Source organism: Micromonospora sp. CNB394 (genome assembly GCF_000374985.1).
Classification (GTDB): Bacteria; Actinomycetota; Actinomycetes; order Mycobacteriales; family Micromonosporaceae; genus Micromonospora; species Micromonospora marina.
Genome location: NZ_KB895826.1, coordinates 263,875 through 279,924 on the forward strand (window position 1 = coordinate 263,875; position 16,050 = coordinate 279,924).

A 16,050-nucleotide genomic window follows, 5' to 3' on the forward strand; every position below is an offset into this window, starting at 1 on the left:
GGCCCGCGACCTGGGCGTCCTGTAGCACGACCGAGTGAGGAAGGGGCGGTGACCGACAGGTCACCGCCCCTTCGCCGTGCCGCTCGCCGGTCCGCTCCCGCTCAGCCCACCGGCGCGAAGCCTGGTAGCCAGCGTTCCAGGATCGACCGGTAGGACGCCTTCGCCTCCAACTGGCAGAGCACCCCGATCGAACCCAGCGTGACCCGATGGATCATCAGGTACGACGGGGGCAGGTTGAGCTGCCGGCTGAGCTGGTAGGCGGGGGAGCGAGGGGTGGCCAGCCGGGTCGCCTCGGCGCGCAGCCAGGCCCGGGTGAAACGGAACTCGTCGGCGGCGATCGGCTCCAGCATCGGACGGAGGAAGTCGAGCACCGCCGGGGCGTCGATCGACTCGGTGCGGCTGACGAAGCCCTCGTCGCGCAGCCCGTCCACCACCGCTTCGGCGTCCCCGCGCAGCGCCAGCGCCGCGATCCGGCCGATCGGCTCAGGCGTGCCCTGCGGCATCCGGGCCACCGCCCCGAAGTCGATCACGCCGAGCCGCCCGTCCGGGAGCAGCCGGAAGTTGCCCGGGTGCGGGTCGGCGTGCAGCAGCCCGGCCCGCTCCGGCGCGGACAGGTGCAGCTCGGCCATCAGCCGGCCGGCCTCGTTGCGCTGCTCCTCGGTGCCCTCCCGGATGATCTGGGACAGCGGGATGCCCTCCACCCACTCGGTGATCAGCACCCGCGGCGCGGCGTCGAGCACCTCCGGGATGAAGATGTCCGGGTCGTCGGCGTACGCCGCGGCGAAGGCCCGCTGCGACTCCGCCTCCAGTTCGTAGTCCAGCTCCTCGGTGATGCGCTCGCGCAGCTCGGCCAGGAGCGGCTTCACGTCCAGCCCCGGCTGGATGGCCCGGAACATGCCGCCGAGCCGGGAGAGCTGCTTGAGATCGGCGAGCAGGGCGTCACCGGCCCCCGGGTACTGGATCTTCACGGCCACGTCCCGGTGCAGCGGGCCGCCGTTCGGGCCGTACCCGGGGTCGCGCCAGACCGCGCGGTGCACCTGGCCGATGCTCGCCGCGGCGGCCGGAATGTCGTCGAAGGAGACGAACCGGTCGCGCCAGTCCGGGCCGAGTTGCTCGGCGAGCACCTTGTGCACTGTCGCCGCCGGCAGCGGCGGCGCGGCCTCCTGGAGCTTGGTCAGCGCCTGCCGGTAGGGGGCGGCGACCTCCTCGGGCAGCGCCGCCTCGAACACCGACAGGGCCTGGCCGAACTTCATCGCCCCGCCCTTGAGCTGCCCGAGCACGCTGAACAACTGCTCGGCGGTGCGCTGCTGGATCTCGGCGGAGATGACGTCGGACGCGAGGCCGGTCACCCGCTTTCCCATGCCGAGGACGGTTCGACCGGCGAACCCGAGCGGCAGGGCGGCGAGTTTGGCGGTGCGGGACACGGCCCGGCGCGGGATGTCGGTCACCCGGCCATTGTTACCGACTCGGGGCCTCCGCTGCTGCAGTGCGGCGGGTAGCGGCCGGGGCCGACCGGATCGGGCGACGCCGGCAGCAACCGCAGGAGGAGTGTGGCGGCCACCGTCGGTAGCGGACCCGGCCGGGACCGCGGATCTCCACCGCGCCGCCGAGTGTCTCCGGCTGGGCGCCGTCGAGGTGGGCCAGCACCTCGGCCGTGGCGAAGGCCACCGCGGCGAGCCCGGTGGCGGTGGCGCAGGCCCGCTCGCCCCGGTCGGCGGCGAGCTGGGCGGCGAGCGCGGGCCAGTCCGGATCCCGGTCGCCGCGGTGCAGGTCGAGGCAGCGAAGGCAGGGACCGGCGGGCGGGCGGACCAGCGGACCGATCACCGGTACGCCGCCGCGCAGGTCGAGCAGCAGGTGAGGCTGACGGCGGCGGGCGTACCCGGTGGCCAGCAGCTCGGCCGGACGGTCCACGCCGAGCTGGACCACCAGATCCGGTCGGGTCGCGTGGGACGGGCCGGTGACGGTTGCGGGCGCGCACCGCTGAAGCGCCGCGCGTACCGCCGGGGCCAGCGGACGGCCCAGCTCCGCGGCGGTCAGGCCGGTCCCGACCAGGTCACCGGCGCCGACCGGCCCGGCCAGATCGGGTACGACGTGCCCGACCCCGGCCTGGGCCAGCGCGACGGCGACCGCCGCGCCGAGGCGTCCCGTGCCGGTGACCAGCACCCGGGCGGCACGGCGGCGGCGCAGCAGCCGGGCCGGTGTGCCCGGCAGGTCGGGTGACGCGAGCGCCAGCGCCGCGGCCTCGGCGGCCAGCCGGGCCCGGGCGGCTCCGGCCAGTTCACGGGGCAGCAGGGCCTGGGCCGGCACCACCAGTCCGGCGTCGCGGAGCGTGTCGAGCAGGGCGCGTGCCTCGTCGGGCGGAACCCGGGCGGCGCCCGCCGCGGCCAGCACCGCGCGTTCGCTGCGGGTGCCGTCGAGCAGGTCGAGCAGGCGGGCCGTCCCCGGCGAGGACATCTCCAGCAGTACCGCGCGGCCGGGCGGCTCGCCGAGCTGGAGCGTGTGCCGGTCGCGCCAGAGCCGGGTCAGGCCGGGCAGCAGGACGGGACGGACGAGCGGAGTCGGATCGGTCACGCCACTGATCGTGACCGTTTCCAAGCGTTCCGTCGCTCGTTATCCACAGGTGTGGCGAGCCGTGGCCAGCGTTGTCCACAGGATCTCGCCGGTTTTCCACAACCAGCCGGTAACCCTGTCGGCTACCCGACGGGGAGGACGGCCACCGGCCGTCCTCCCCCATGTCCGCCGTACGGGTCAGACCTTGGCCTTACCCAGGATGCGGTTCACTGTTGTGCCGCACACCGGGCACTTGCCCTTGGCCATGTTCATGCCGGTCTTCGAGACCTCCACGTGCCCCTCGAAGTCCCGCTTCTCCTTGCACTTCACGCAGTAACCGTTGTAGGTCTGGGCCTGGTCGGCCACGGTAGCCTCCTCGTCTCGTCCGCCGGAGGTGTCCCGGCGGGTCTCCCTGCGGCGGCCCACGCGTGGCACCGGCGCCGGGGGTTCTCCACGGTCAGTCACCTGACCGTGGTTGGCGGACCCTACCCAGGTCTGGGCGGTTCCATGTCAGCTGTACGCCGACTCTGTGAGCAAGTCGACGTCGAGAGTGTGCATGCCGAGTAACGTCGGATAAGTCAGTTTCGCGCGGACACGCCGGATGAATGCACCCAGATCCGCTTCGCGTGGCCCCGCCGGTAGTCACTCGTCGTAGATCACTTAACGTGAACAGGGCCGGTCAGGTGATGGTCAGCTACCGTCGCAAAGAATTTTTTCCGGACTCCTGACAATCAACCGCCATTTTCCGGGCGCGTGTCGTCGTGTTGACTCTTGCGGAGTCCTGGTCAGAACGCATTAGCTTTCCATCGTGACAGTCAACCGAGGCTGCGCGGACCGGTAATGGCCGTGACGCGGAAGCCCGTGGTCGAGGTGCGGCGCAGCCAGCGTCGGCGGCGCACGGTGTCCGCGTACCGGGACGGGGAGCGCGTCGTCGTGCTGATCCCCGACCAGTTCTCCCGGGCCGAGGAGAGCGAGTGGGTCGACCGGATGCTCGCCCGGCTCGCCGCCCGCGAGGGCCGGCTGGCCCGCTCGGACGCCGAGCTGCTCGCCCGCGCCGCCCGCCTGATCGACCTCTACCTGTCCGAACACGGGTCGGCCGTCGCGCCTGCGAGCGTCCGCTGGGTGACCAACCAGAACGGCCGCTGGGGCTCCTGCACGCCCGCCGACCGCACCATCCGGATCTCGCACCGGGTCCAGGACATGCCCGACTGGGTGATCGACTACGTGCTGCTGCACGAGCTGGCCCATCTCATCGTGCCCAGCCACAACGCCGAATTCTGGGCGCTGGTCGCCCGCTACCCGAGGTCGGAGCGCGCCCGCGGCTACCTGGAGGGCGTGGCCGCCACCGCCGCCATCCCCTGAACCCCCTTCGTGCGTCGATCATGAAGTTGTCCCGGTGTTCCGCCCGTGTGCTGGCGTGGGGTTAAGGTCGGCGGATGTCGCGACGTGTGGTGGTGGCGCTGCTCGGCCCGGTGACCTGGTCGCCGCCCGGAATCGATCCGGCGCGATGGCGTACCGCGCTCGCCGAGGACGTGGTGGACCTGCTCGCCACGCTCAACGAGGTGGAGACCGCCGTCGCGGTCACCGCCCGGGACCGATGGCTGGCCGACGCCGTGGTCTGGCCCGGCACCGGTGTGTACGAGGTGAGCGCGCCGACGCCGAACGCGGTGTTCGCGGCGGTGGCGGCCGGCTACGACCAGGTGGCGGTGGTGGCGGCGGACGCGCCGGACGTGCCGGGACTGACGCTCGGCAAGCTGCTGCGCCCGCTGACCACCCGGCCGGTGGCGGTGGCCCCGGTCGAGGGAGGCGGGGCCGGGCTGCTGGGAGTGGCGGCGCGGCTGCCCGTACCGGCGTGGCTGCCCGAGCTGGATCTGGGCACTGCCGAGCCGGCCGAGGTGCGGCGGTCGGCGCCGAGCCCCGGGGACGTGGCGGTCACCGCCGGCTGGCGCCGGATGCGCGGCCCCGCCGACCTGGCCGCCCTCGATCCGGCCGTCGAGGGCTGGGAGGCCACCCGCGCCCTGCTGTCCGGCCGCCCCGTCTGACCCGCCGCCGGCCGATCGAGGAACTCCCGCCCGCGCCGCCCGAAACCTCTGCGATCTTGGAGTTGTGGTGCCCGGCAGACGCCACACTCAGGACATGCTGAGCGCCGCAACTCCAAGATCGACGGGCGGGACGGGGGTGGGGACGCGGGCGGGGCCCGCACGGTGATCCGTGCGGGCCCCGTGTCGCGTACGTGTCAGCGCTTGTCGTCGTCCTCGCCGGGGGACTTCTCCTCCGGGGCACCGGGGGCGGAGAAGTCGAAACTCGCCAGCTCGTCGTCGAGATCGGTGCTCGTCCTGGCGAACGCCTCCGGGTCGGCGAAGTCGTCGTCGGAGGGCAGCAGGTCCGGGTGGCCCCAGACCGCGTCCCGGCCCGCGATGCCGCGGTGCTCGGTCAACGCCGCCCACAGCACCGTCGCCTCGCGCAGCCGGCGGGGCCGCAGTTCGAGGCCGACGAGCGCGGCGAAGGTCTGCTCGGCCGGGCCACCCGCGGCGCGGCGACGGCGGAACGCCTCGCCGAGCCGTACGACGTTGGGGAGGCGGTCACCGGCGGCGCTGTCGACGACGTGGCAGACCCAGCCCTCGACCAGGGCGAGTACGGTCTCCAGCCGGGCCAGCGACGCCTTCTGCGCGGGAGTGTCCTCCGGCGTGAAGATGCCCTCCAGCGCGATCGCCTGCATCGACTCCGGGTCGGTCGGGTCGACCCGGCCCATCGCCTCCTCGATCGCCTCCCGGTTGACCCGGATGCCCGCGGCGTAGTTCTCCACCGCCGTCAGGACGTGCCCGCGCAACCACGGCACGTGCTGGAACAGCCGCTGGTGGGCGGCCTCGCGCAGGGCCACGTAGAGACGTACCTCGTCCTCGGGCAGCTCCAGGCCCTCGCCGTACACCTTGATGTTGGCGGGGACGAGCGCGGCGGTGCCGGCCGGGCCGAGCGGCAGGCCGATGTCACCGGCGGAGAGCACCTCGGCGGCGAGCGAGCCGAGCGCCTGGCCGAGCTGGCCGCCGAAGAGGGCGCCGCCGAGCGTGGCGACCATCGACTGCATCGGACCGAGCTGGGCGCGCGCCTCCGGCGGCACCAGGTCGCCCATCGCGCCGACCATCCGGCTGGCCACCGGGTCGCAGAGCTTGCGCCACACGTCGAGCGTCTTGAAGATCCACTCGTTGCGGTTCCAGGCGACCGAGGTGCGGATGCCGGAGGGCCACGAGGTCGACGGCTCCAGCCAGAGGTCGGCGATGCGCAGCGCCTCCTCGACCGCGTTGCGTTCGAACGGCGACACCGCCGGGTCGCCGGCGGCGGCGAGCTGACTGGCGGCTACCTGCCGGGCGAGGTCCCAGTTGACCGGCCCGCTGCCCGGCGCCGAGAGCAGGTGCTGCAACTGCGACATGAACTGCTGCATCGCCACGGGATCGTTGGGGTCTGGTGGTTGACCACCCGGGAGCGCGAAGCCGAACGGAATATCAGGCACGACCTCTACGGTACGCGGGCCCCGCCGCAGGTCGTGTCACTCGGCGTTGCGCTGAGGGCGAAGTCCTCGGGTCACCGCGCCGGATGGCAGGGCACGGATCGGTACGCTCTGGCGCATGAGACGTCGCGGCGTGACCGTCCTGCTCGGTGCCCTGCTCACCGCACTGCTCAGCGTCGGCGTGCTGAGCGTGCCGCTGCCGTACGTGGTGCTCGGCCCCGGTCCGACGGTGAACACGCTGGGCCGTGAGGACGGCAAGGAGGTCATCCAGGTGACCGGCCGCGCGACGTCCACCTCCGCCGGTCAGCTCCGGCTCACCACCGTCGGTGTGCAGCCGACCGTGCGGCTGCGGTCGGCGCTGGCCGGATGGTTCTCCGCGGACGAGGCGGTGGTGCCGCGGGAACTGGTCTACCCCCCGGGGGAGTCGCAGGAGGAGGTCGAGCAGCGCAACACGGAGGACTTCCAGAACTCGCAGACCAGCGCCGAGACGGCGGCGCTGCGCGAGCTGGGCTATCCGATCAAGGTGCTGGTCAAGGCGGTCACGCCGGGCGGCCCGTCGGTCGGCGTGCTGCGGCCCGACGACGTGGTCACATCGGTCGACGGGGTGCCGGTGACGAGCGCGGCCAAGCTCACCGAGCTGATCCGGTCCAAGCCGGCGGGCACCGCGCTGACGATCGGCTACACCCGTGGCGACACTCCCGGTACGGCCACGGTGACCAGCAGTGAGCGGGACGGCCGGCCGCGCATCGGGGTGGAGATCGACCAGCAGCAGCCGCACCCGTTCACCCTGAAGATCGACCTGGGCGACATCGGCGGGCCGAGCGCCGGGCTGATGTTCTCGCTCGGCATCATCGACAAACTGGAGCCCGCCGATCTCACCGGCGGGAAGATCATCGCCGGTTCCGGCACCATCGACGACGAGGGACGCGTCGGCCCGATCGGCGGTATCGCGCAGAAGCTGGTCGGCGCCAAGGACGCGGGCGCGAAGGCGTTCCTGGTGCCCGCCGACAACTGCGCGGAAGCGGTCCGCAACCCGCAGCCGGACCTGCCGCTGCTGAAGGTCGCCACGCTGGGTGAGGCATTGACGGCACTCGAGACGCTGCGGGCCGGGGGGCAGCCGACGCGCTGCTGAGGCGGGCCGGGCGGCGGTAACCGGGCGGATCGTGACGTGACCTTGACCCGACGTGCTCAGGAACACCCCGTACTCTTGGTGCCTGGTCGGAGCCGATCACATCGAGCGTGCGGAGCCAACAGTGGTCATGCGTAGCAGTCCCTTGCCGAGGATGAGCCGGCGCGGACGCGTCACCATCGGTGTCCTGATCGGGGTGTTCATCTTGTTCACCCTCCTCGGCTGGGGCGTCAACGCCTGGACCGACTGGCTCTGGTTCGACGAGGTCCGCTACACCCAGGTCTTCACCGGCGTGCTCACCACCCGCCTGCTGCTGTTCCTCGTCGTCGGCGTGGGCATGGCGCTGCTCGTCGGCGGCAACCTCTGGCTGGCCCACCGGCTGCGGCCCAGGATGCGTCCGCACTCGGCCGAGCAGGCGACGCTGGAGCGCTACCGGATGCTGCTGAGCCCCCGGCTGGGCATCTGGATCACGCTCGCCGCCGCCGTCGTCGGGCTGTTCGCCGGCCTCTCCGCGCAGAGCCGCTGGGGTCAGTGGCTGCTGTTCCGCAACGGCGGCGACTTCGGCGTGAAGGACCCGGAGTTCGGCGTCGACGTCGGCTTCTACGTCTTCCAACTCCCGTTCTGGCGCTACCTGCTCGGCGTCGGCTTCACCGCCGTGGTGCTGTCGCTGCTCGGCGCGCTCGCCGTGCACTACATCTTCGGCGGCGTGCGCCTGCAGGGCGTCGGCGACCGGATGACGAACGCCGCCCGCGCCCACCTGAGCTCGCTGATCGCCGTGTTCGTGCTGCTCAAGGCCGTCGCCTACGTGCTGGACCGGCGGGCCATGCTGCTGGAGTACAACGAGGGCGCGAAGCTCTACGGCGCCGGCTACGCCGACGTGAACGCGCTGCTCCCGGCGAAGGAGATCCTCGCCTGGATCTCCGTCCTGGTGGCGCTGGCGATCATCGTGTTCTCCAACGCGGTCATGCGCAACCTGGTCTGGCCGGGCATCTCGCTGGCCCTGCTGGGCGTCTCCGCGGTGGCGATCGGCGGCATCTACCCGTGGGCCGTGCAGACCTTCGAGGTGAAGCCGAGCGCCCGGGACAAGGAGGCGCCGTACATCGAACGCAGCATCAAGGCCACCAGGTCCGCGTTCGGCCTGGAGGGTGCGAAGACCACACCGTACGCGGCCAGCAACCTCGTTCCACCCGCCAGCCTCGCCACCGACACCTCGGTGGTGTCGAACATCCGGCTGCTCGACCCGCAGCTCGTCTCCGAGACGTACACGCAGCTTCAGCAGGTCCGCGGCTTCTACGACTTCGGCTCGAAGCTGGACATCGACAGGTACTCGGCCAACGACAAGACCTCCGACTACGTGGTCGGCGTCCGTGAGATCAACTACGGCGAGCTGACCGACCAGCAGAGCAACTGGATCAACCGCCACACCGTCTACACCCACGGGTACGGCCTGGTGGCCGCCCCGGCGAACCAGGTGGTGTGCGGCGGCCAGCCGTACTTCGTCTCCGGCTTCCTCGGCGAGAAGGCGCAGGAGGCGTGCTCCGCGCCGACCGAGGAGATCCCGGCCCAGCAGCCGCGGATCTACTACGGCGAGCGGATGGAGCAGAGCGACTACGCGATTGTCGGGCAGACCGGCGACCGCAACGTCGAGTTCGACCGGCCCACCTCCACCGGTGGCGAGCAGTACTACACCTACACCGGCGAGGGCGGCGTCGAGATCGGCTCGTTCCCGCGCCGGCTGCTCTACGCGATCAAGGAGCAGGAGACGAACTTCCTGCTCTCCGAGGCGGTCAACGAGAACTCGAAGCTGCTGTACGTGCGTAACCCGCGCGACCGGGTGGAGAAGGTCGCACCGTTCCTCACGCTCGACGGCGACCCGTACCCGGCGGTGGTCGACGGGCGCGTCCTGTGGATCATCGACGGCTACACCACCTCGGCGACCTATCCGTACGCCGAGCGGGTCAACCTCCAGGCCGAGACCGCCGACGAGCTGACCGGCCGGGGCACGTTCCAGCTCGCCCGGGAGAACGTCAACTACATCCGCAACTCGGTGAAGGCGACTGTCGACGCGTACGACGGCACGGTCAAGCTGTACTCGTACGACGACACCGACCCGGTGCTCAAGGCGTGGAACAAGGCGTTCGGCGGCGATCTGGTGCTGCCCAAGGGCGACATCCCGGCCGAGCTGGCCGAGCACTTCCGCTACCCGGTCGACCTGTTCAAGGTGCAGCGCAACCTGCTGACCAGGTTCCACGTCACCGACCCCGGCGACTTCTACTCCGGCCAGGACTTCTGGCAGGTGCCGAACGTGCCGGACGCGCCGGACAGCGACCAGAAGCAACCGCCGTACTACCTGTTCACCCAGTTCCCCGGGCAGGACGGGCCACGCTTCCAGCTGACCTCGGCGGTCACCCCGAACGGGCGGCAGAACCTCGCCGCGCTGGTGTCCGGGTCGTACGTCGACGGGCAGCCGAAGCTGGAGGTGCTGGAGCTGCCGGACCAGACCCGGATCTCCGGGCCGACGCAGGTGCACCAGCAGATGACCAACAACGGCGACATCCGGCAGCAGCTCAACCTGCTCTCCTCCAACCAGGCGCAGGTGCAGTACGGCAACCTGCTCTCGCTGCCGTTCGCCGACGGCATGCTCTACGTCGAGCCGGTGTACGTGAAGAGCAGCAGCCAGGACGCGTACCCGCTGTTGCAGAAGGTGCTGCTCTCCTACGGTGACGGCGGCTCGTACGTGGTGCTTGCCAACAACCTCAGCGACGGCATCAAGCAGCTCGTCGACCAGGGCAAGCGGGCACCGAACAACAACCCGCCGCCCAGCACCGACGACAACCCGCCGCCGCCGACCGGGGGCGACAACAACACGCCGCCGCCGATGAGCGGGGAGCTGGCCCAGGCGGCCGCCCGGGTGCAGACCGCGATCGCCGAGGTCAAGGCCGCGCAGACGTCCGGCGACTTCGAGCGGTACGGGCGTGCGCTGAAGGCGCTGGACGAGGCGATGAGCGCGTTCCAGCAGGCCCAGGCCGCGGCGAACGGCTCGGGCAACCCGGCGCCGTCGGGCAGCGTCTCGCCACCGGCGCCGACGTCGCCCGCGCCGACACCGGGCGGCTGACGCCGAGCTGACGAGCCCGTGGTCCGGGACCGCAACGGTCACCCGGACCACGGGCTCGTGTCGTGAAACCGACCTCCCGGGCCGCAACCCCGCACCCCACCGCGCCGTCAACAGTGCAGGTGAACATGTGGGGGCGGGAGGGCACATGCGGGACGCGAACAGTTTCGACGACTTCTACCGCAGCACGTCGGGGCGGGCCGTCCGGTACGGCTACGCGGTGGCGGGCGACCCGGGCGAGGCCCAGGATCTCGTGCAGGAGGCGTACGCCCGGGCCTGGCGGCAGTGGGCGAAGCTCGCCTGCCATCCCGCGCCGGAGGCGTGGCTGCGGCTGGTGATCAGCCGGCTGGCGACCGACCGGTTCCGGCGGCTGCGCGGGTGGCGCCTCGCGGCCGGCCGTACCGGCCCGCCGCCCGACGTCGAACCGCCCGGCGAGGACACCGTGCTGCTGGTCGCGGCGTTGCGGCAGCTGCCGACCCGGCACCGGCAGGCGCTCGCCCTGCACTACCTGTTCGACCTGCCGGTGGAGGAGATCGCCCGGGAGGCCGGCGTACCCACCGGCACGGTGAAGTCCTGGCTGTCCCGGGGACGGGCCCGGCTGGCCGAGCTGTTGCCCGGTGTCACCGCCGAGGAGCTGGAGGTCAACGATGTCGCGTGAACTGCACCGCTACTACCGCTCCCTCGCCGCCGATACCGACGAGCGGGTCCTGCCGGCGCCGGACCGGCTGCGCCGCAGCGCCGACCGCTGGGCCCGGCGCCGCGCCGCGATCACCGTCCTGGCCGCTGCCGGGCTGGTCGCGGGCACGGTGGCCGGAAGCCAGCTGGTGCTCGCCGCCGGGCCGGGCCCCGATCCGGTTCCACCCCCCGCGGGTACGCCCACCCCGCAGCCGTCGTCCGCCGCGCCCTCGGTCGTGCCGTCGCCCACCACGCCGTCGCCGTCGGTCGGGCGTACCCCCGGCTCGCGGAGCCCGGTCGTGACCACCACGTCTCCGGCCGCGGCGACCCCGGTCACCATTCCGGACCGGGCGTTCTTCGTGCTGCCCGCCGCGAACGACGCCGGCACGGGCAACTACTTCGGCCCGGGACCGGTCCTGCCGGCGCTGTGCGGCGCGACGCCCGGAGACGAGCGGGTGGTGACGCAGCGGGCCCGGTCGCTGCCGTACCGCCGGACCGGCGCGGCGGCGGACGAGGTGCCGTCCGGCACCTACCGGCACAGCATCACGATCTACCGTGCCGGGGGTGCCGGCGCCGCGCTGGCCGAGCTGCGCGCGGCGGTGCGGGCCTGCCCCGAGCAGCCCGCCCGGGGCACGCCGCCGGTGACGGTGCGGCAGCGGCTGCTGCCCGACAGCGGGTACGGGGACGAGTCGGTGCTGTTCGAGACGCGGACGCCGTACCGGGACGCCAACGGTGATCCGAGCGGCGGGGACGAGGTGCACCTGGTACGCGCGGTGCGCTCCGGCGACGTGGTGACGATGCTCTGGGAACAGGGCTGGGAGAGCACCTCGACCCAGCGCGCCCAGTTCGACGCGGACAGCCGCCGGGCGGTCGAGGCGATCCGGCGGTGGCTGGACTGAGCACCCGTTTTGCGCCTCCCCCTGTCGGTGCGCTACGGTTGTCGAGCCGACGCGGGGTGGAGCAGCTCGGTAGCTCGCTGGGCTCATAACCCAGAGGTCGCAGGTTCAAATCCTGTCCCCGCTACTCGTGACGAAGGCCCCGGATTCCTCCGGGGCCTTCGCCGTTTCCGCCCGACGCCGGCGGGATCGGGTACCCGGCTGATCTCCAGGATCGGGGTGCGATAAGCTGTACGAGCCGACGCGGGGTGGAGCAGCTCGGTAGCTCGCTGGGCTCATAACCCAGAGGTCGCAGGTTCAAATCCTGTCCCCGCTACCACCGTTCAGGCCCGGAATCAACGGATTCCGGGCCTGAACTCATTCCGGGTACGTCTCGGTGAGGGCGAGCAGTTCCGCGCGGGCCAGCCGGAGCTGCTCGTCGGTGACATAGGCGGTGCCGAGGCCGATGGCGATTCCCTCCGCGGCGTACCGGACGGCCCAGACGCGGCCCGGCGGCAGGCCGTCGGCCTCGAAGGCGCGGTTCCAGCGCGCCGGGTCCTCGGGGTCCACCGCGAGCACGTGTTCCATGCTGTCGATCCCGAGCTGCGCGAGCAGGCCGGTGGCGCTGCCCAGTTCCGCCAGGTACGCGCTGTCTCCGGTGAGGGCGCGCACGTAGCCGCGGGTGAAGGCGCCGGGCCGGTCGTCGCCGGGGTCGACGTGGGCGTCCACCTCCTCCCGGAAGCGGATGATCACGTGCTCGACCAGGGCGGCGAACAGGTCCTCGCGGGAGGGGAAGTGATGCATCAGGCCGCTCTTGGTGACACCCGCCTCCTGGGCGATGGCGGCCAGGCTGACTTTGGCGCCGTGCTGCGTGATCACCCGTTCGGCGGCGTCCAGCACGGCCCGCCGGGTACGTGCGCGATCGCGGACCGGACGACGTTCAGTGCTCGGCACGGACACCTCCAGCAGGCACGGGCTCGGAGGGGATGATCGTCCAGGCCACCACCGAGGCGCCGACCAGGATCACGGCGGCGACGAAGGTGGCGGACTGCATCGCCTGGGCGAAGGCGTCCTGCGCCGCGGCCACGACGCCGGGCGACGGTGACCCGTACACGGCCGCGGCCAGGGAGTCCTCCGCCAGCGCCCGATCGGCGGCGGTGGTCCCGGCGGGGAGGGTCAGCGACGAGCGGTAGAGCAGCCCGTGCAACGAGCCGAGGACGGCGATGCCGAGCGCTCCGCCCAGCTCGTACGCCGTCTCGGCCACCGCCGACGCGGCGCCCGCGCGTCGCTCCGGGACGGCGCCGACGACGGCGTCCGTCGAGAGTGTCATGGCGACACCGATGCCGAGCCCGATGACGGCGAGGCCGATGCCCAGGCCCCAGTAACTGCGGAGGTCGACGCTCGCGCCCATGACGGCGAGCCCGACGGCGGCGACCAGCAGTCCCAGCGCGATCGCGCGGCCCGCCCCCAGCCGCGACAGCAGGATGCCGATCAGCGCCACGACGAGCACCGCGGCGAGTGTCCCGGGCAGCTCGGCGACGCCTGCCTTCAGGGGACCGAAGCCCCGGACGAGCTGGAGGTACTGGGAGAAGAAGAACAGCAGCCCCAGGAAACCGAAGATGGCCAGCACGTTGGCGGCCAGCGCGCCCGAGAACGCCGGCACCTTGAACAGCGAGACGTCGAGCAGCGGCACCTCCAGCCGGTTCTGCCGCCGCACGAACCACCATCCGGCCAGCAGCCCGGCCGCGGCGGCTGCCACGGTGAGGGCGTCGGCGCCGTCACTGAACAGGCGCTTGAGGGCGAGGACGAGGGGGACGACCGTGACGATGGACAGCGCCGAGGAGCCGACGTCGATCCGCGCCGGCGCCTCGCCCTTCGACTCCGGCAGCAGCAGCCATCCGGCCACCAGCGCCAGCACCATCACCGGCACGTTGATCAGGAAGACCGATCCCCACCAGAAGCGCTCCAGCAGTGCGCCGCCCACCAGCGGGCCGAGCGCGGCCCCGGCGGTGGCCCCGGCCGACCAGAGCGCGATGGCCCGGGCCCGCTGCGCGCGATCGGCGAACATCGACCGGACGATGGAGAGCGTCGACGGCATCAACGTGGCGCCGGCCAGGCCGAGAAGCGCGCGGGCCGCGATCAGCACTTCCGGGGTGGTGGCGAAGGCCGCCAGCACGGACGCCGAGCCGAACCCCACCGTGCCGATCATCAGCAGCCGCTTGCGGCCGATCCGGTCGGCCAGGTTGCCCATCGTGATCAGGAGCCCGGCGAGCACGAAGGCGTAGATGTCCCCGATCCACAGGATCTGCGTCGCGGTGGGCCCGATGTCCGCCGTCAACGACGGGACCGCGAGGTAGAGGACGGTCCCGTCGACGGCCAGGAGAAGGACCACGAGGACGAGTACCACGAGGGCTGCCCATTCCCGCTTTCCGGCGAGGGCCGGTGCGGGGATCGAGGGCCGGGTGGAGGTCACCAGGGAACCTTAACAGTCCAAATGGACGGCTATTTTGTCGTGCCCGGCGATATCCGCCCGGTCCGCCGTGCCCCGGTTGCGGGTCTCGGCCAGGATGGGGTCATGTCTGCATGGAACAAGTGGTGGGGCCGCCTGGGCGCGGTCCTCGGTACGGTCGTGCTCTCGGTCTTCGTACCGGTCGCGGCCTGGGCGTCGTCGGGCACCGGCGAGATCGTGGTGGAGGCGGCGCGCCGGCGCTCCCGTGGCGGGTTCGGGCTCCTCGGCCTGCTCTGCTGCCTCGTGGTGGTCGGCGGCATCGTCCTGCTGGTGGTGCTGCTCACCCGCAACCGGCGCAACCGCCCCCCGCGCTGACGCCCTGCCCACCCCGCCCGTGCCGGGCGGGGTGGGGCGGGTCACCGGGCGAGCGCGGCGTTCGCCTGGGCCATGAAGCGGGAGGTCGCGGTGCGGGCGCCGGACCGCTTGCCGCGGATGCTCTCGGCCGCGTCGATCAGCAGCGTGCGCACCTCGGCGTGACCCTTGGGCGGTGGTGCGGGCGACGGGCCGGCCAGGTCGTCCAGCTCGGCGCCGAGCGCGGCCATGCGCTTCTCGGCCCGGCCGGTCACCTCCGCGACGACGAACGAGCGTACCTGCCGGCTGGCGTTCAGACCGCGCTCGACGCCGAGGAGCCGGCCGGCGGCCACGTTCGTGGTCAGGAAGCCGAGCACGTCCACCACCGCCTCCGGGTGGCGGGTCCCCCGGAAACCGGCCCAGTACATCGAGGCGCGCGGCCACTGGGCGGCGGGCGTACCCGGGAAGGCGACCGCGCCCAGCTCGTCCTCGGTCAGGTTCTGCAACTCGGGCAGCTGGTGCGACCAGGCGAAGGACGCAGCGGTGTGCCCGGTGACCACGAGCTGGCGGGCCAGCTCGCCGCTGTCGGCCTGCTCGACCAGGGCGGCGCTCGGTGTGGCCCGGTCGAAGCGCGCCACCTCCCAGAACTCGAACCAGGCGAGCAGCTCGGCGGAGCTGAAACCGAGCTGCCGGCCCCGGTACAGCTCGCGGCCCTGGCCGCGCAGCCACAACCAGAACGCCCGATAGTCGCCGGAGGCGTCCATGGTGCCCGCGACCCGGTTGCCGGAGGCGCGCGTGACCCGGGCGGCCCAGGTCACGTACTCCTTCCAGGACATCCCGGTGCGCGGCTCGGGCTGGCCCAGCCGGCGCAGCAGCCGGCGGTTGAACACCAGCGCCGCGCTGGTCTGCGCGGCCGGCACGCCCACCGTGCGCTCGTCCACCCGGCCGTAGCGGGCCAGCTGCTCCGGCACCTCGCGCAGGTCGAGCCGCTCGTCGGCGACGTGCCGGGTGAGGTCGAGCAGGATGTCCCGGCCGGCGTACTCGGCGAGCACCGTGTCGTCGATCTGGAACAGGTCCGGCGCGTTCCCGCCGGTGGCCTGGGTGGCGATCCGGTCGTAGTAGCCGCCCAGCCCCTGCCAGGTGACCCGGAAGCTGACCCGCGGGTTCTGCTGCGAGTACAGCCGCAGCGCCTGCTCGGTGGCCGCGGCCCGGCGGGCACCGCCCCACCAGAACACGGACAGCTCGATCGGGCCGTCGTCGGCGGCCACCTCCTCCGGGCTGCACCCGGCGAGCAGCGGCAGCCCGCCGGCGGCGAGCGGCAGCCCGGTGAGCGCGCCGAGGAACCGTCGCCGGGCGAGCCCGGGACGGGGTACGGACTGCGGAGCGCGCACGGGGTCTCTCCGA

General features: G+C 72.5%; 14 protein-coding genes and 2 tRNA genes. 9 read left to right on the top strand and 7 right to left on the bottom strand.

From position 1 onward, the window contains the following. Nucleotides 1-101: 101 nt before the first annotated feature. From C569_RS0105200 to C569_RS33050, 3 genes are all read right to left on the bottom strand, one after another. Nucleotides 102-1,448, bottom strand: coding sequence for an AarF/ABC1/UbiB kinase family protein (locus C569_RS0105200; RefSeq protein WP_018784740.1), 1,347 nt, complete (start codon nucleotides 1,446-1,448; stop codon nucleotides 102-104). Nucleotides 1,449-1,458: 10 nt separating this feature from the next. Continuing rightward, nucleotides 1,459-2,571 carry a UBA/THIF-type NAD/FAD binding protein gene (locus tag C569_RS29840; RefSeq protein ID WP_018784741.1) on the bottom strand — a complete coding sequence of 371 codons (1,113 nt, stop codon included), beginning with the start codon at nucleotides 2,569-2,571 and terminating at the stop codon, nucleotides 1,459-1,461. 177 nt (nucleotides 2,572-2,748) lie between these two features. Further along, nucleotides 2,749-2,916, bottom strand: coding sequence for a DUF5679 domain-containing protein (locus tag C569_RS33050; protein WP_007464795.1), 168 nt, complete (start codon nucleotides 2,914-2,916; stop codon nucleotides 2,749-2,751). Nucleotides 2,917-3,390: 474 nt separating this feature from the next. Between C569_RS33050 and C569_RS0105215 the strand changes: the two genes are divergently transcribed. After that, nucleotides 3,391-3,912: a M48 family metallopeptidase gene (locus C569_RS0105215; RefSeq protein ID WP_018784742.1), complete on the top strand. Its 522-nt coding sequence runs from the start codon at nucleotides 3,391-3,393 to the stop codon at nucleotides 3,910-3,912. Nucleotides 3,913-3,986: 74 nt separating this feature from the next. Further along, a complete protein-coding gene (locus C569_RS0105220; protein ID WP_026267715.1) occupies nucleotides 3,987-4,592 on the top strand; it encodes a hypothetical protein in 606 nt (201 codons plus the stop codon). Nucleotides 4,593-4,786: 194 nt separating this feature from the next. Here C569_RS0105220 and C569_RS29845 read toward each other — a convergent pair whose 3' ends face one another. Beyond that, complete coding sequence (locus tag C569_RS29845; RefSeq protein ID WP_081635901.1) at nucleotides 4,787-6,058, bottom strand: zinc-dependent metalloprotease; 1,272 nt, start codon at nucleotides 6,056-6,058, stop codon at nucleotides 4,787-4,789. A 115-nt stretch (nucleotides 6,059-6,173) separates the two neighbouring features. Between C569_RS29845 and C569_RS0105230 the strand changes: the two genes are divergently transcribed. The 6 genes from C569_RS0105230 (at nucleotide 6,174) to C569_RS0105255 (ending at nucleotide 12,186) form a co-directional block, all read left to right on the top strand. Then, a complete protein-coding gene (locus C569_RS0105230) occupies nucleotides 6,174-7,187 on the top strand; it encodes a PDZ domain-containing protein (RefSeq protein ID WP_026267716.1) in 1,014 nt (337 codons plus the stop codon). Nucleotides 7,188-7,314: 127 nt separating this feature from the next. After that, nucleotides 7,315-10,299: a UPF0182 family protein gene (locus C569_RS0105235; protein ID WP_231394719.1), complete on the top strand. Its 2,985-nt coding sequence runs from the start codon at nucleotides 7,315-7,317 to the stop codon at nucleotides 10,297-10,299. Between the two features lie 145 nt (nucleotides 10,300-10,444). Further along, the gene (locus C569_RS0105240) at nucleotides 10,445-10,954 is read left to right on the top strand and encodes a SigE family RNA polymerase sigma factor (RefSeq protein ID WP_018784747.1); all 510 of its coding nucleotides are present in this window, start codon (nucleotides 10,445-10,447) and stop codon (nucleotides 10,952-10,954) included. Then, complete coding sequence (locus C569_RS0105245) at nucleotides 10,944-11,870, top strand: hypothetical protein (RefSeq protein ID WP_018784748.1); 927 nt, start codon at nucleotides 10,944-10,946, stop codon at nucleotides 11,868-11,870. Before C569_RS0105240 ends, C569_RS0105245 begins: the two co-directional genes overlap by 11 nt. Nucleotides 11,871-11,920: 50 nt before the next feature. Then, a tRNA-Met gene (locus C569_RS0105250) sits at nucleotides 11,921-11,994 on the top strand. Nucleotides 11,995-12,109: 115 nt separating this feature from the next. Then, nucleotides 12,110-12,186: transfer RNA gene (locus tag C569_RS0105255), tRNA-Met, on the top strand. Between the two features lie 38 nt (nucleotides 12,187-12,224). Here C569_RS0105255 and C569_RS0105260 read toward each other — a convergent pair. Further along, nucleotides 12,225-12,800 (bottom strand): TetR/AcrR family transcriptional regulator, encoded by a 576-nt coding sequence (locus tag C569_RS0105260; RefSeq protein WP_026267717.1) that lies wholly within the window; start codon nucleotides 12,798-12,800, stop codon nucleotides 12,225-12,227. Beyond that, entirely contained in the window at nucleotides 12,787-14,319 is a 1,533-nt protein-coding gene (locus tag C569_RS0105265) for an MFS transporter (protein ID WP_026267718.1), read from the bottom strand. Before C569_RS0105265 ends, C569_RS0105260 begins: the two co-directional genes overlap by 14 nt. A 102-nt stretch (nucleotides 14,320-14,421) precedes the next feature. Here C569_RS0105265 and C569_RS0105270 point away from each other — a divergent pair, with 102 nt between their 5' ends. Next, complete coding sequence (locus tag C569_RS0105270) at nucleotides 14,422-14,670, top strand: hypothetical protein (protein ID WP_018784751.1); 249 nt, start codon at nucleotides 14,422-14,424, stop codon at nucleotides 14,668-14,670. 41 nt (nucleotides 14,671-14,711) lie between these two features. Here C569_RS0105270 and C569_RS0105275 read toward each other — a convergent pair whose 3' ends face one another. After that, the gene (locus C569_RS0105275) at nucleotides 14,712-16,037 is read right to left on the bottom strand and encodes an ABC transporter substrate-binding protein (RefSeq protein ID WP_018784752.1); all 1,326 of its coding nucleotides are present in this window, start codon (nucleotides 16,035-16,037) and stop codon (nucleotides 14,712-14,714) included. Nucleotides 16,038-16,050 lie beyond the last annotated feature (13 nt).

What these genes read in the sequence shown, in the direction of transcription:
- C569_RS0105270 (WP_018784751.1), top strand. Translation starts at nt 14,422, where the DNA reads ATGTCTGCATGGAACAAGTGGTGGGGCCGCCTGGGCGCGGTCCTCGGT.
- C569_RS0105215 (WP_018784742.1), top strand. Translation starts at nt 3,391, where the DNA reads ATGGCCGTGACGCGGAAGCCCGTGGTCGAGGTGCGGCGCAGCCAGCGT.
- C569_RS0105235 (WP_231394719.1), top strand. Translation starts at nt 7,315, where the DNA reads ATGCGTAGCAGTCCCTTGCCGAGGATGAGCCGGCGCGGACGCGTCACC.
- C569_RS0105240 (WP_018784747.1), top strand. Translation starts at nt 10,445, where the DNA reads ATGCGGGACGCGAACAGTTTCGACGACTTCTACCGCAGCACGTCGGGG.
- C569_RS0105220 (WP_026267715.1), top strand. Translation starts at nt 3,987, where the DNA reads ATGTCGCGACGTGTGGTGGTGGCGCTGCTCGGCCCGGTGACCTGGTCG.
- C569_RS0105245 (WP_018784748.1), top strand. Translation starts at nt 10,944, where the DNA reads ATGTCGCGTGAACTGCACCGCTACTACCGCTCCCTCGCCGCCGATACC.
- C569_RS0105230 (WP_026267716.1), top strand. Translation starts at nt 6,174, where the DNA reads ATGAGACGTCGCGGCGTGACCGTCCTGCTCGGTGCCCTGCTCACCGCA.